Source organism: Kitasatospora sp. GP82 (genome assembly GCF_029892105.1).
GTDB lineage: Bacteria > Actinomycetota > Actinomycetes > Streptomycetales > Streptomycetaceae > Kitasatospora.
Genome location: NZ_JARZAJ010000001.1, coordinates 151,438 through 165,819 on the forward strand (window position 1 = coordinate 151,438; position 14,382 = coordinate 165,819).

At 66.5% G+C, this 14,382-nt stretch carries 11 protein-coding genes; all 11 read left to right on the forward strand.

The genetic code is table 11. The annotated features are described in order from the left end of the window. Positions 1 to 266 precede the first annotated feature (266 nt). Positions 267 to 1,895, forward strand: coding sequence for an ABC transporter substrate-binding protein (locus tag P3T39_RS00660; RefSeq protein ID WP_280695220.1), 1,629 nt, complete (start codon positions 267 to 269; stop codon positions 1,893 to 1,895). 139 nt (positions 1,896 to 2,034) lie between these two features. Further along, a complete protein-coding gene (locus tag P3T39_RS00665) occupies positions 2,035 to 2,961 on the forward strand; it encodes an ABC transporter permease (protein WP_280695221.1) in 927 nt (308 codons plus the stop codon). Next, complete coding sequence (locus tag P3T39_RS00670) at positions 2,954 to 3,883, forward strand: ABC transporter permease (RefSeq protein ID WP_280695222.1); 930 nt, start codon at positions 2,954 to 2,956, stop codon at positions 3,881 to 3,883. Before P3T39_RS00665 ends, P3T39_RS00670 begins: the two co-directional genes overlap by 8 nt. A gap of 17 nt (positions 3,884 to 3,900) precedes the next feature. After that, positions 3,901 to 4,950, forward strand: coding sequence for an ABC transporter ATP-binding protein (locus P3T39_RS00675; RefSeq protein WP_280695223.1), 1,050 nt, complete (start codon positions 3,901 to 3,903; stop codon positions 4,948 to 4,950). After that, the gene (locus P3T39_RS00680) at positions 4,943 to 5,962 is read left to right on the forward strand and encodes a dipeptide ABC transporter ATP-binding protein (RefSeq protein WP_280695224.1); all 1,020 of its coding nucleotides are present in this window, start codon (positions 4,943 to 4,945) and stop codon (positions 5,960 to 5,962) included. Before P3T39_RS00675 ends, P3T39_RS00680 begins: the two co-directional genes overlap by 8 nt. 249 nt (positions 5,963 to 6,211) lie before the next feature. Then, the gene (locus tag P3T39_RS00685; protein ID WP_280695226.1) at positions 6,212 to 7,849 is read left to right on the forward strand and encodes an ABC transporter substrate-binding protein; all 1,638 of its coding nucleotides are present in this window, start codon (positions 6,212 to 6,214) and stop codon (positions 7,847 to 7,849) included. Positions 7,850 to 7,987: 138 nt separating this feature from the next. Further along, a complete protein-coding gene (locus tag P3T39_RS00690) occupies positions 7,988 to 8,911 on the forward strand; it encodes an ABC transporter permease (RefSeq protein WP_280695228.1) in 924 nt (307 codons plus the stop codon). A 100-nt stretch (positions 8,912 to 9,011) separates the two neighbouring features. Continuing rightward, positions 9,012 to 9,932, forward strand: a complete 921-nt coding sequence (locus P3T39_RS00695) for an ABC transporter permease (protein WP_280695399.1) — start codon at positions 9,012 to 9,014, stop codon at positions 9,930 to 9,932. Positions 9,933 to 9,962: 30 nt separating this feature from the next. Further along, positions 9,963 to 11,027, forward strand: coding sequence for an ABC transporter ATP-binding protein (locus tag P3T39_RS00700; protein ID WP_280695230.1), 1,065 nt, complete (start codon positions 9,963 to 9,965; stop codon positions 11,025 to 11,027). Further along, positions 11,017 to 12,186, forward strand: a complete 1,170-nt coding sequence (locus tag P3T39_RS00705; protein WP_280695231.1) for a dipeptide ABC transporter ATP-binding protein — start codon at positions 11,017 to 11,019, stop codon at positions 12,184 to 12,186. The genes P3T39_RS00700 and P3T39_RS00705 overlap by 11 nt, the downstream gene beginning before the upstream one ends. A 420-nt stretch (positions 12,187 to 12,606) precedes the next feature. Next, positions 12,607 to 14,223: an ABC transporter substrate-binding protein gene (locus P3T39_RS00710; protein ID WP_280695232.1), complete on the forward strand. Its 1,617-nt coding sequence runs from the start codon at positions 12,607 to 12,609 to the stop codon at positions 14,221 to 14,223. Positions 14,224 to 14,382 lie beyond the last annotated feature (159 nt).

A 14,382-nucleotide genomic window follows, 5' to 3' on the forward strand; every position in this document is an offset into this window, starting at 1 on the left:
GTCCGTTTCATGCCTGTCTGAGTATGTCTCATATGTCCGATTTTCAAAATCAATCCAACTTTCATGTGACCAAATTGAAATGCGTAATGGTCATCTAAGTATCCGAGCGTGACCGATAGTGGGTTCAGTCGAGCTCGGGTCAAGGGTTACGCGCAGGGGTGCGCGCCGAACCTCGGGCAAGGAAGCATCGCTCGGTCAAGGCGCTGTTGCCGGCCATATCCCGCGGTGCTTTCCACGTTCGGAACACGGATACAGGAGGCACATCCATGCGCGGTGCCAGCCAGGCCAAGTGGGTCGTTGCAGCTGTCGCGGTCGCCCTCGCCGCTACCGCCTGCAGCAGTGGCGGTTCGTCGGGCAGCTCGGGCAGCGGTGCGGTCAACGCCCAGGGCGTTTTCAGCTACCAGAGCGCCGAGCCGCAGAACCCGCTGCAGCCGGCCAACGCCATGGAGAACCAGGGCGGCCGCATCACCATGCAGCTGTTCAAGGGTCTGGTCGACTTCGACCCCACCGGCAAGCCGCGCAACCAGGTCGCCGACAAGATCGAGACCACCGACGCCCAGCACTACACCGTCACGCTGAAGTCCGGCTGGACCTTCCACGACGGCACCCCGGTCACGGCGCAGTCCTTCGTGGACTCGTGGAACTGGTCGGCGAACGTCAAGAACAACCAGATCAACTCCGACTGGTTCAAGGACATTGCCGGTTACACCGACGTCCACCCGGAGAAGGGTGACCCGACCACGGACAAGATGTCCGGTCTGAAGGTCGTCGACGACACCCACTTCACCATCGAACTGACCGGCCCCGTCTCGTACTTCCAGTACAAGCTCGGCTATGTCGCCTTTGCGCCGCTGCCGAAGGTCTTCTTCACCGACCCGGCCAAGTACGGCCAGAACCCGATCGGTGACGGCCCCTACAAGTTCGTCTCGTGGGAGCACAACAAGGCGATCACCCTGGCCTCGTACGACAAGTACGCCGGTGTGGACAAGCCGAAGAACGGCGGCATCGTCTTCCGCAACTACACCCAGGCCGACGCCGCCTACAAGGACCTCGTCTCGGACTCCCTGGACGTGCTGGACCAGGTCGACCCGACCGACCTGGCCTCCTACAAGAACGACCTGGGCGACCGTGCCGTGGACCAGGTCCAGGGCGCCATCCAGAACATCTCCTTCGCGATGTACCAGCCGGAGTGGCAGGGCGTCGACAAGGCGAAGGTCCGTCAGGGCCTGTCGATGGCGATCGACCGCGACACCATCACCAAGACGGTGCTGCACGGCTCCCGCCAGCCCGCCGACAGCTGGGTCGCTCCCGGTGCCCTGGGCTACAAGGCCGGCACCTGCGGCGACTTCTGCAAGTTCGACCCGGCCAAGGCCAAGGAGCTGATCCAGGCCGGCGGCGGTGTGCCCAACAACAAGATCACCATCGTCTACAACGCCGATGGCGGCCACAAGGAGTGGGTGGACGCGGTCTGCAACTCCATCCGCCAGTCCACCGGTGTCGACTGCCTCGGTGACCCGAAGCCGGACTTCAAGACCGCGCGGGACATCATCACCAAGAAGCAGGTCACGAGCATGATGCGGACCGGCTGGGTGCAGGACTACTCGGTGAACGCCAACTACCTGCGCGACGTGTACGGCACGGGTGCCTCGGCCAACGACGCCGGCTACTCCAGCGCGGACTTCGACAAGCTGGCCGCCCAGGCCGACAAGGCGACCACCGTCGACAAGACCGCGGACCTGTACCAGCAGGCCGAGACCCAGCTGGCCAAGGACATGCCGGCCATCCCGCTCTGGTACTACAAGACCAACTCCGGCTACTCGAACAACGTCCAGAACGTGAAGTTCGACAACGTCGGCAACCCGGTCTACACCGACGTCGAGGTCAAGCAGAAGTAGTCAGGTCGGCACCGCACGGCTTGAAGCGAGACGGCCGGTGCCTGTCCGACCCCACAAGGGCAGGACTGGCACCGGCCGTTGTCGCGCCGAGAACCTCTGGCCGGGATGACGGCCCGTCAGAGTATTGGATGGAGGCATAATGGGGCGCTTTGTCATAAGGCGACTGCTCCAGATGATCCCGGTCTTCCTAGGGACGACCTTTCTGATCTTCTTCATGGTGCACATGCTGCCCGGTGACCCGGTCAGAGCGATGTGGGGCGACAAAGCGGTGGACCCCGCTCAGCTTGCCTCCATCAGGCACAACCTGGGGCTCGACAAGCCCTGGTACGAGCAGTACCTCACGTACATGGGGCACCTGTTCCAGGGCGACTTCGGTACCACGATGGGTAACCGCAAGGTTCTCGACGTGATCACCGAGGCGCTGCCGGTGACGGTCCGACTGGCGCTGCTGGCCTTCGTCTTCGAGATCGTGCTCGGCGTGACGATCGGTCTGTTCGCCGGTCTGCGGCGGGGCAAGTCCTTCGACAAGGGCACCCTGATCCTCACCCTGCTGCTGATCTCGATTCCGGTTCCGGTACTCGGTTTCATCTTCCAGACGGTCTTCGCCACCCAGCTGAGGTGGGTCACCCCGACCGTCCAGGACTCGATGAACATCGGCCAACTGGTGCTGCCCGCACTGGTGCTGGGTTCGCTGTCGCTCGCGTACGTCGCCCGGCTCACCCGTACCTCCATCGTCGAGAACATCAGGGCCGACTACATCAGGACGGCGGTGGCCAAGGGCCTGCCGCGCCGCAAGGTGATCGGTACCCACCTCCTGCGCAACTCGATGATCCCGGTGGTCACCTTCCTCGGTACCGATCTGGGCGCGCTGATGGGCGGTGCCATCGTCACCGAGGGCATCTTCAACGTGAAGGGCGTCGGCAACGCGCTCTACCACGCCATCAACCTCAACGAAGGCGCCACGATCTCCGGCTTCGTCGTGGTCCTGGTGCTCGTCTACCTGGCCGCCAGCCTGATCGTCGACCTGCTCTACGCGGTCCTGGACCCGAGGATCCGTTATGCCTGACCTGATCGAGAAGACCGCAGACGTCCCTGCGCAGGGCGCCACGGAGCCCAAGCCCGAGAAGCCGCGCAGCCTCGGCTCGGACGCCTGGCACGACCTGCGCCGCCGGCCGATCTTCGTGATCTCCGCGCTGCTGATCCTGCTGCTGATCGTGATAGCCGTCGCCCCGAGCCTGTTCACCTCGGTGGACCCGCGCGCCGGAGACCTGCGCAACCACTTCCTGACCAAGCCGAACTACGGCCACTTCTTCCAGCCGGACTGGTTCGGTTACGACGGCCAGGGCCGCTCCATCTACGCCCGCGTGCTCTACGGTGCCCGCGCCTCGGTGGTCGTCGGCATCTGCGTCACCCTCGGGACCACCATCCTCGGCGGCATCATCGGTATGTTCGCCGGATACTTCGGCGGCTGGGCGGACGCGGTGCTCTCCCGGATCACCGACGTCTTCTTCGGTATCCCGCTGCTGCTCGGCGCCCTGGTGATCCTCAACGCCTTCAGCACGCGCACCGTCTGGAGCGTCGTCTTCGCGATGACCGCGCTGGGCTGGACCCAGATGGCCCGCGTGATGCGCGGTGCGGTGATCACCGTCAAGCAGCAGGACTACGTCACCGCCGCCAAGGCGCTCGGTGCGGGTACCGGCCGGATCATGCTGAAGCACATCCTGCCGAACGCGCTCGCCCCCGTGATCGTGGTCGCCACCATCGCGCTCGGCGGCTACATCGCCCTGGAGGCGACGCTCAGCTTCCTCGGTATCGGTCTCCAGGACCCGACCATCTCCTGGGGTATCGACATCAACTCGGCCCAGAAGGTGATCCGCGAGGCCCCGTTCGCGCTCTTCTTCCCGGCCGGCATGCTCAGCATCACCGTGCTGGCGTTCATCATGCTCGGTGACGCGGTCCGCGACGCCCTCGACCCGAAGCTGCGCTGAGAGAGGCGGTACGCACCATGACCACTGTCACTGAGAAGGCCGACAGCGGGGAGCGCCTCGCTCCCGGCACCCCGTTGCTCGAAGTCCGCGACCTGCACGTGGAGTTCGTGACCCGGGACGGCATCGCCAAGGCCGTCAACGGGGTCAACTACTCCGTAGCAGCGGGCGAGACGCTGGCCGTGCTGGGCGAGTCCGGCTCCGGCAAGTCCGTCACCGCGCAGACCATCATGGGCATCCTGGACATGCCCCCGGGCCGGGTCACCTCGGGCGAGATCCTCTTCCGCGGCCAGGACATGCTGAAGATGTCCAACGAGGAGCGCCGGAAGATCCGCGGCCGGAAGATCGCGATGATCTTCCAGGACGCGCTCTCCTCGCTCAACCCGGTGCTCTCCGTGGGCTACCAGCTCGGCGAGATGTTCCGGGTGCACCAGGGCGCCTCCCGAAAGGAGGCGAAGGCCAAGGCCATCGAGCTGATGGACCGGGTCCGCATCCCGGCCGCCGCCCAGCGGGTGAACGACTACCCGCACCAGTTCTCGGGCGGTATGCGTCAGCGCATCATGATCGCGATGGCGCTGGCCCTCGAACCGGACCTGATCATCGCGGACGAGCCCACCACCGCCCTGGACGTCACCGTCCAGGCCCAGGTGATGGACCTGCTGGCGGAGCTTCAGGCCGAGTACAACATGGGCCTGATCCTGATCACCCACGACCTCGGCGTGGTCGCCGACGTCGCGGACAAGATCGCGGTGATGTACGCGGGCCGGATCGTCGAGACCGCCCCGGTGCACGAGCTGTACGCCAGCCCGGCGCACCCGTACACCAAGGGTCTGCTCCGTTCGATCCCGCGCCTGGACCAGAAGGGCCAGGACCTGTACGCGATCAAGGGCCTGCCGCCCAACCTGCTCAAGGTTCCGGCCGGTTGCGCGTTCAACCCGCGCTGTGACATCGCGACCGACCTCTGCCGTACCGAGATCCCGGCGCTGCACCAGGTGGCCGACAAGGACGGCGCCGAGCTCGCGGGCCGCCGCAGCGCCTGCCACCTCTGGAAGGAGACCCTCCATGGCTGAGCCGATCCTGGAGGTCAGGAACCTGGTCAAGCACTACCCGCTGACCCAGGGCGTCCTCTTCAAGAAGCAGATCGGCGCGGTCAAGGCCGTGGACGGTATCTCCTTCGAGCTGCACAAGGGCGAGACCCTGGGCATCGTGGGGGAGTCGGGCTGTGGCAAGTCCACGCTGGCCAAGGTGCTGATGAACCTTGAGCGGGCCACCGCCGGCGAGGTGCTGTTCAAGGGCGAGGACATCTCCAAGCTCTCCGGTGCCGCCCTCAAGGCTGTGCGGCGGAACATCCAGATGGTGTTCCAGGACCCGTACACGTCGTTGAACCCGCGTATGACGGTGGGTGACATCATCGGGGAGCCGTTCGAGATCCATCCGGAGGTGGCGCCGAAGGGCGACCGCCGCAAGGCTGTTCAGGATCTGCTGGACGTGGTGGGCCTCAATCCGGAGTACATCAACCGGTATCCGCACCAGTTCTCGGGCGGTCAGCGCCAGCGGATCGGTATCGCACGCGGGTTGGCGCTGAAGCCGGAGATCATCATCTGTGACGAGCCGGTGTCGGCGCTGGACGTCTCGGTGCAGGCGCAGGTGATCAACCTGCTGGAGCAGCTCCAGGGCGAGTTCGACCTGTCGTACATGTTCATCGCGCACGACCTGTCGATCGTCCGGCACATCTCGGACCGGGTGGGCGTGATGTACCTGGGCAAGATGGTGGAGATCGGGTCGGACGAGCAGATCTACGAGCACGCGACCCACCCCTACACCCAGGCGCTGCTGTCGGCGGTGCCGGTGCCGGACCCGACGGGCCGGGAGGGACGCGAGCGGATCATCCTGTCCGGGGACATCCCCTCGCCGGCCAACCCGCCGTCGGGCTGCCGCTTCCGCACCCGCTGCTGGAAGGCCGAGGAGCGCTGCTCGACCGAGCTGCCGCTGCTCGCGGTGCCCTCGCTGGAGGGCCCGGCCGCCCACGAGTCCGCCTGCCACTTCGCGGCGGAGCGCGAGGTCGAGCAGAGCGCGGCGTGAGCGCGAGGTCGAGCAGAGCGCGGCGTGAGCGCGAGGTCGAGCAGAGCGCGGCGTGAGCGCGAGATGGCGCAGAGCGCGGCCTGATCGACCGTAGCCCGTGAGGCCCGGTCCACACCCAGGTGTGGACCGGGCCTCACGGCGTTCGGGATGGCGTGGCGGGGAGCCCATCCGGAGGTACCTCGGTCGCGCCGCCGGGAACTCGCGCTTCTCATGGGGTGTGATGCGTCACACGTCTTGAGGAGGACATCCATGTCTGCTGTCGCCCGAGTGCGCTGGGCCGTGATCGTTGCGACGTCGGTGGCCCTGGTGGCCACCGGGTGCAGCAGCACCTCAAGCGGCGGCGGCGGGGGTGGTGGCAACGCCAACGGCATCGTGACGGCGTGGTGGGGCGACCCGGCGAACCCGCTCGAACCCGCCAACACCAACGAGGTCAACGGTGGCGCGGTGCTCGACATGATCTACACCGGTCTGGTGGCCTACGACCCCAAGACCAGCAAGGCCGGCAATGCGATGGCCGAGTCGATCACCTCCAGCGATCAGCAGAACTGGACCGTCAAGATCAAGCCCGGCTGGAAGTTCAGCGACGGCACACCCGTCACCGCCGCCTCCTTCGTGGACGCCTGGAACTACGGGGCGCTCTCCACCAACAAGCAGGTGGGCTCCAGCTTCTTCCAGTACATCCAGGGCTACAAGGACGTGGCCCCGACCTCCGGCAGCCCCGCCGCCCAGACCATGTCGGGTCTGAAGGTCGTCGACGACACCAGCTTCACCGTGGCGCTCAGCCAGAAGTTCTCCACCTGGCCGCAGACCCTCGGCTACGCCGCCTACTACCCGCTCCCGAAGAGCTTCTTCACCGACCACGCGGCCTTTCTCGACAAGCCGGTGGGCAACGGCCCGTACACGATCGCCGCCTGGACCAAGAGCCAGAAGATGCAGCTGCGGCCGAACCCCGACTACAGCGGGAGCAACAAGCCCAAGAACGCCGGTATCGACCTCAAGGTCTACACCGACACCAACGCCGCCTACGCCGATCTCCAGGCCGGCAACCTGGACGTCGACAACGGCCTGCCGAACAGTGCGCTGAAGACCATTCAGTCCGACCTCAGCGGGCGCTTCCTCAACCAGCCCGCCGGCATCATCCAGACCATCTCCTTCCCGCTCTACCAGTCCGACTGGAGCACCGGGAACGCCAAACTGGTCCGCCAGGGCATCTCGATGGCGATCGACCGTGCCACCATCACCAAGGTCGTCTTCAACAACACCCGCACTCCGGCCACCGACTTCACCTCGCCCGTCCTCGGTGACTCCGGCGGCTACAAGGAGGGCCTCTGCGGTGACACCTGCAAGCTCAACGCGGCCAAGGCCAAGCAGCTGATCCAGCAGGGCGGCGGGATCCCCGGCGGCCAGCTGACGATCAGCTACAACGCGGACGGCCCGCACAAGGAGTGGGTGGACGCGGTCTGCAACAGCATCAACAACGCGATGGGTGACACCAAGGCGTGCGTCGGCCGCCCGGTCGGCACCTTCGCCGACTTCCGCAACCAGGTCCACGGCAAGCAGATGACCGGAGGCTTCCGCACCGGCTGGCAGATGGACTACCCGCTGATCCAGAACTTCCTGCAGCCGGTGTACGTGACCGGGGCCTCCTCCAACGACTCGGGTTACAGCAACAAGGCCTTCGACGCCAAGGTGAGCCAGGCGAACGGCGAGGCGGACGCGGCCAAGGCCGTCGCCGACTACCAGGACGCGGAGAAGATGCTGGCCACCGACCTGCCGGCGATCCCGCTCTGGTACCAGAACGGCACGGTGGGCTGGTCGTCCCGGGCCTCCAGCGTGATGCTGAACCCCTTCAGCGTCCCGGTCTACACCGAGATCACCGTCAAGTAGCCGGTGGCGGGGGGCGGGCCCCCCGCCCCCCCGGCCCCCGCCCCCCCCCCCCCCCCCCCCGGGGCGGGGGGGGGGGCCCCCCCCCCCCCCCCCGGGGGCCCCGCCCCCCGCCGCTGAGACGGCCGACTGGAGGTCCGCATGGGACGCTATGTCATCAGACGCCTGCTCCAGATGATCCCGGTCTTCATCGGGACCACCTTTCTGATCTTCGTCATGGTCCACGCCCTGGGCGACCCGGTGAACGCGCTCTTCGGCGACCGGGCACCGGACCCGGCGGTCGCGGAGAAGATCCGTGAGCAGTACAACCTCAACGACCCGCTCTGGCTCCAGTACCTGAAGTACATGGGCAAGCTGTTCCGGTGGGACTTCGGAACCACCTTCAGCGGTCAGAGCGTCACCTCCCTGCTCGCCACCGCCTTCCCCACCACGCTGAAGCTGACCGCGGTGGCCTTCACCATCGAGGTGATCTTCGGGATCGGCCTCGGTCTGCTGAGCGGCCTGCGACGGGGCCGGGTCGCCGACAACAGCGTGCTGATCCTGACCCTGGTGGTCATCTCCATCCCGACCTTCGTCACCGGCTATGTGCTTCAGTACCTGGTCGGTGTGAAGTGGGGCGCGGCACCCGCGACCGTCGGCGACCAGGTCACCCTGGACCGGCTGATTCTGCCCGGTGTGGTGCTGGCCTCGGTCTCGCTCGCGTACGTCGCCCGGCTCACCCGGACCACCGTCGTCGAGAACGTCCGCGCCGACTATGTGCGAACCGCCGTGGCCAAGGGCCTGCCGCGCCGCCGGGTGGTCGTCAACCACCTGCTGCGCAACTCGCTGATCCCGGTGGTCACCTTCCTGGGCACCGACCTGGGCGCCCTGATGGGCGGTGCGCTGGTGACCGAGCGCATCTTCAACATCCATGGCGTGGGCTACTACCTGTACCAGGGCATCGTTCGCCAGAACAGCAACACCGTGGTCGGCTTCGTGACCATCCTGGTGATCATCTACCTGGCGGCCAACCTGCTCGTCGACCTGCTCTACGCGGTCCTGGACCCGAGGATCCGTTATGCCTGACCAGGAGAAGTACAACGCGGCGGACCCGCTCGCCGAGGCCGGCACCGAAGAGCTGGAGATGCCGAGCGCGGTCGAGAACCGGACCTTCGACCTCGGCACCATGGAGGCCCAGTCACTTATAAAGCCCGAACGCCTCCAGGACCATCCCGAGGCCCCTGCCGCCGACGAGCGGGTGGAGGCGCGCAGCCTCTGGCAGGACGCCTGGCGCGACCTGCGGCGCAATCCGATCTTCATCATCTCCGGACTGCTGATCGTCTTCCTGATCGTGATGGCGGTCTGGCCCGGCCTCTTCGCCTCCACCGACCCGCTCAAGTGCGACCTGTCCAAGTCCCAGCAGGGTGTCTCCTCGGGGCATCCCTTCGGCTACGACAACCAGGGTTGCGACGTCTATGCCAGGACCGTCTACGGCGCCCGCGCCTCGATCACCGTCGGCGTCTGCGCCACGGCCGGGGCGGCTCTCGTCGGCACCGTGATGGGCGGTCTGGCGGGCTTCTTCGGCGGCTGGTTCGACTCGGTCGTCTCACGGATCGCCGACATCTTCTTCGGCATCCCGATCCTGCTGGGCGGCCTGGTGTTCCTCTCCGTGGTGCCCAGCCAGTCGATCTGGATCGTGGTGGCCTTCATCGTGGTGCTCGGCTGGCCGCAGATCGCCCGTATCTCCCGGGGCTCGGTCATCACCGTCAAGCAGCAGGACTACGTCACCGCTGCCGAGGCGCTCGGCGCCGGCAGCAGCCGGCTGATGGTGCGGCACATCCTGCCCAACGCGGTCGCCCCGATCATCGTGGTGGCGACCATCGCCCTCGGCACCTACATCGCCCTGGAGGCCACACTGAGCTTCCTCGGCGTGGGGCTCAAGCCGCCGACGGTCTCCTGGGGCATCGACATCTCCTCGGCCTCGGACTCCTTCCGCAACGCGCCGCACATGCTGCTCTATCCCGCCGGTGCGCTCAGCATCACCGTGCTGGCGTTCATCATGCTCGGCGATGCGGTCCGCGACGCTCTCGACCCCAAGCTGCGCTGAGAGAGAGGCCCACCGACCATGAGCAGCAGCATGACGACCGGCGTGAGCAGCCGGAAGGCCGACCCCCGGGGGAGCGGCACGGGTGTCGAGGACGCACCGCTGCTCCAGGTGCGCGACCTGCATGTGGAGTTCCGCACCAGGGACGGTGTCGCCAGGGCCGTCAACGGTGTCGACTACTCGGTCAGGGCGGGCGAGACGATCGCCATCCTGGGAGAGTCGGGTTCGGGCAAGTCCGTCACCGCGCAGGCGGTCATGGGCATCCTGGACAGTCCGCCGGGCTTCGTCACCGGTGGGGAGATCCTCTTCAAGGGCCGCGACCTGCTGAAGCTCGGGCAGGACGAGCGCCGCAAGATCCGGGGCTCACAGCTGGCGATGATCTTCCAGGACGCGCTCTCCTCGCTCAACCCCGTGCACTCGGTGGGCTACCAGCTGGGCGAGATGTTCCGGGTGCACCGGGACGCCTCCCGCAAGGAGGCGAAGGCCAGGGCCGTCGAGTTGATGGACCGGGTCCGCATCCCGGCGGCCAAGGAGCGGGTGAACGACTATCCGCACCAGTTCTCGGGCGGTATGCGTCAGCGCATCATGATCGCGATGGCGCTGGCGCTCGAACCGGATCTGATCATCGCGGACGAGCCGACGACGGCGCTCGATGTGACGGTGCAGGCCCAGGTGATGGAGCTGCTGGCGGAGCTTCAGGCCGAGTACAACATGGGCCTGATCCTGATCACCCACGACCTCGGCGTGGTCGCCGACGTCGCGGACAAGATCGCGGTGATGTACGCGGGCCGGATCGTCGAGACCGCCCCGGTGCACGAGCTGTACGCGCGCCCGGCGCACCCCTACACCCGGGGCCTGCTCGACTCCATCCCGCGCCTGGACCAGAAGGGCCAGGAGCTGTACGCGATCAAGGGTCTGCCGCCCAATCTGCTGCGGATCCCGAAGGGGTGCGCCTTCAACCCGCGCTGCCCCAGAGCGCAGGAGATCTGCCGGCAGGAGGTGCCGAAGCTCTTCCAGGTCACCGAGGACGACGGGACGGAGCTGGCCGGCCGGGGCAGTGCCTGCTTCTTCTGGAAGGAGACCCTCCATGACGCATAGCGGAGCCGGCGCCGACGGAGCCGACACCAACGGGGCCGGAGTACCGGAGGAGGCCGCGTTCGCGCAGGAGGTGCCGCGCGGCGAGCCGATCCTCGAAGTCCGGCAACTGGTCAAGTACTTCCCGCTGACCAGGGGCATCCTCTTCAAGAAGCAGGTCGGCGCGGTGAAGGCCGTGGACGGTGTCTCCTTCGACCTGCGGCAGGGCGAGACCCTGGGCATCGTGGGGGAGTCGGGCTGTGGCAAGTCCACGCTGGCCAAGGTCCTGATGAACCTGGAGGCCCCGACCAGTGGCTCGGTGAAGTACAAGGGGGAGGAGATCTCGCGGCTGAGCGGTGCGGCGCTGAAGGCTGTGCGGCGGAACATCCAGATGGTGTTCCAGGACCCGTACACGTCGTTGAACCCGCGTATGACGGTGGGTGACATCATCGGGGAGCCGTTCGAGATCCACCCGGAGGTGGCGCCGAAGGGCGACCGCCGCAAGGCTGTTCAGGATCTGCTGGACGTGGTGGGCCTCAATCCGGAGTACATCAACCGGTATCCGCACCAGTTCTCGGGCGGTCAGCGCCAGCGGATCGGTATCGCACGCGGGTTGGCGCTGAAGCCGGAGATCATCATCTGTGACGAGCCGGTGTCGGCGCTGGACGTCTCGGTGCAGGCGCAGGTGATCAACCTGCTGGAGCAGCTCCAGGGCGAGTTCGACCTGTCGTACATGTTCATCGCGCACGACCTGTCGATCGTCCGGCACATCTCGGACCGGGTGGGCGTGATGTACCTGGGCAAGATGGTGGAGATCGGGTCGGACGCGGAGATCTACGAGCACGCGACCCACCCCTACACCCAGGCGCTGCTGTCGGCGGTGCCGGTGCCGGACCCGACGGGCCGGGAGGGGCGAGAGCGGATCGTCCTCTCGGGCGACGTGCCTTCGCCGGCCAACCCGCCGTCGGGCTGCCGCTTCCGCACCCGCTGCTGGAAGGCGCAGGAGAAGTGTGCGAGGGAGACGCCGGCGCTGACCGTGCGGGAGTGGCTCGAAGGAGCTGCGGCGCATGACTCGGCCTGTCATTTCGCGGCGGAGCGCGAGATTGGGCAGAGCGCGGCGGAGCGCGAGAGCGGGCAGGGCGCGACGGAGCGCGAGAGCGGGAAGCAGGAGAAGCAGCAGTAACTCTGTTCACAGCTTTCACGGCCCGTCCCCTTGTGGGGCGGGCCTTTGGTTTCCAGTGTTGTGCAGATAAAGCATCAGCATTCGGATGATGTTGTCCGGTATTCGGAAAATGGCTGCGTGAATTCCGTGAACGATATGCGGCTCTCTGTCAGTTAATGCCCGGGTTGGGCGCTCCACGTAACAGAAAAGAGATGTGAGGAAGATTCCAAACGGGGGCGGGGAGATTGATAGTTGCTCTGCGCACGTCGATGGGCCGCATCGTCAACTGATTTGATGCGCCCAGACGTTGACCTTCGCCATGCCTGGAACGCCGGGCCGCGGAGGGGCTCTTCGTTCCCACGCCCTGAATCGAGAGGCAGTTGAATGAGGCTCACCAAGGCAATGCGCTGGACAGCGGTGGCTGCCACCACAGTCCTGGCAGTGGCTGCTTGCAGCAACGGCGGTAGCTCGGGTGGCGGCGGAAAGCCGGCGGCGAGCAATAACGCGCCGGCCAAGGACGGCGGTACCTTCCGGCTGGGCATTGTCGAGCCTACGGCTATTGATCCGTACAACGTGCAGGAATCCGAGGGAACCCTGGTTGCCCAGAATCTGTTCACCGGCCTGACCAGCGTCGATGTCAATGGCAAGATCAGCAATGCGCTGGCCGAGAGCCGGACCCCGAACGACGACTGCAGCCAGTGGACGTTCAAGATCAAGGGCGGGACCACCTTCTCGAACGGGGAGGCGGTGGACGCTGCGGCGTTCATCCGCGGCTGGACCCGGGCCGCGGCGAAGGACGCGGCCTCCGACGTGGCGTACCACCTGAACGAGATCGACGGCTTCAAGGCGCTCCAGGACGGTACCGCGACCACCTTCAAGGGCCTTGCCGCGCCGGACGCGACCACGCTGGTGGTCAATCTCGCCATCAAGGACTGCGAGTTCGACCTGCGCACCTTCCACACGGTGTTCAGCCCGGTACCGCCGGAGGCGGGCGCGGCCACCAACAAGGCGTACAACGACCAGCCGATCGGCAACGGGCCGTTCAAGATGGAAGGCCCCTGGCAGCACAACAGCAAGATCACGCTGGTCCGGAACGACAGCTACGGCCTGACCAAGGCACACCTGGACCGGGTCGAGATCTCCATCCTGAACTCCGCCAACGCCGACCAGCTGGAGTACCAGGGCTTCCAGGCCGGGCAGTTCGACTGGGCCCGGATGCCCACCGAGCAGCTCCCCGTCGCCAAGGCCACCTACGGGCCGAAGAACGAGTGGTACGACTGGGACGCCAACGGCATGAACTACCTGATGCCCGTCACCTTCAACGGCCCGTTGAAGAGCAAGGAGGCGCGCCAGGCGATCTCCTACGCGATCGACCGTGACGCCATCGTCAGCGGCGTGTTCAAGGGTTTCCGTCACAAGGCCACCACGCTGGTGCCCTCGGCCTTCAAGGACGCCTTCCAGGACGGCGTCTGCGCCAGCTGCGTGAAGCAGGACAAGGACAAGGCCAAGCAGCTCGCCGCGCAGGCCGGTCTGACGCCCGGCACCAAGCTGTACTTCGGCTACAACACCGGTGGCGGCCACGACGCCTGGGTGCAGGCCGTCGCACAGCAGCTCAAGGACGTGCTCGGCCTGGACGTGCAGATCGACGGCATCCCGTTCAAGGAACTGCTGAAGAAGGAGAAGACGCCGACTTCCACCGGTATGTACCGGGCGGCCTGGGGTGCGGACTACCCGACCCCCGGCAACTTCCTGAGCCCGCTGCTGGCCACCGCCTCCATCAACGAGGACCCGGCCACCCACACGGTCCAGGGCGACAACGCCGGCCGCTACAGCAACCCGGCCTTCGACGCCCTGCTGCAGAAGGCCACCGCCACCAAGGACCTGGCCGAGCGGACCAGGATCTACCAGCAGGCCGAGAAGATGGCGATCGGCGACGACCAGGCACTGATCCCGCTCTTCACCCGTAGCCAGCAGCGTGTCGCCAACACCGAGAAGTGGGCCAACCTGACCTACGACTTCAACGAGAACCCCACCCTGGCGAACGTCTCGCAGAAGTAGCCCGTCCATCGCGTCAGGCGTTCTCCCCTCCTGGACCCCTACGCCCCACCGCAGTTGACGTGGGGCCAGTAAACCGCCGCCGGCTCTGTCTGGACCAGGCAGAGCCGGCGGTCCCCCGTACCCGCCCGACCGGGTGACGTACAGGGGAGGGCGACGCCG

Bases quoted from the DNA above. Each gene is read 5' to 3' on its own strand.
- P3T39_RS00660 (WP_280695220.1), top strand. From the start codon at position 267: ATGCGCGGTGCCAGCCAGGCCAAGTGGGTCGTTGCAGCTGTCGCGGTC.
- P3T39_RS00665 (WP_280695221.1), top strand. From the start codon at position 2,035: ATGGGGCGCTTTGTCATAAGGCGACTGCTCCAGATGATCCCGGTCTTC.
- P3T39_RS00670 (WP_280695222.1), top strand. From the start codon at position 2,954: ATGCCTGACCTGATCGAGAAGACCGCAGACGTCCCTGCGCAGGGCGCC.
- P3T39_RS00675 (WP_280695223.1), top strand. From the start codon at position 3,901: ATGACCACTGTCACTGAGAAGGCCGACAGCGGGGAGCGCCTCGCTCCC.
- P3T39_RS00680 (WP_280695224.1), top strand. From the start codon at position 4,943: ATGGCTGAGCCGATCCTGGAGGTCAGGAACCTGGTCAAGCACTACCCG.
- P3T39_RS00685 (WP_280695226.1), top strand. From the start codon at position 6,212: ATGTCTGCTGTCGCCCGAGTGCGCTGGGCCGTGATCGTTGCGACGTCG.
- P3T39_RS00690 (WP_280695228.1), top strand. From the start codon at position 7,988: ATGGGACGCTATGTCATCAGACGCCTGCTCCAGATGATCCCGGTCTTC.
- P3T39_RS00695 (WP_280695399.1), top strand. From the start codon at position 9,012: ATGGAGGCCCAGTCACTTATAAAGCCCGAACGCCTCCAGGACCATCCC.
- P3T39_RS00700 (WP_280695230.1), top strand. From the start codon at position 9,963: ATGACGACCGGCGTGAGCAGCCGGAAGGCCGACCCCCGGGGGAGCGGC.
- P3T39_RS00705 (WP_280695231.1), top strand. From the start codon at position 11,017: ATGACGCATAGCGGAGCCGGCGCCGACGGAGCCGACACCAACGGGGCC.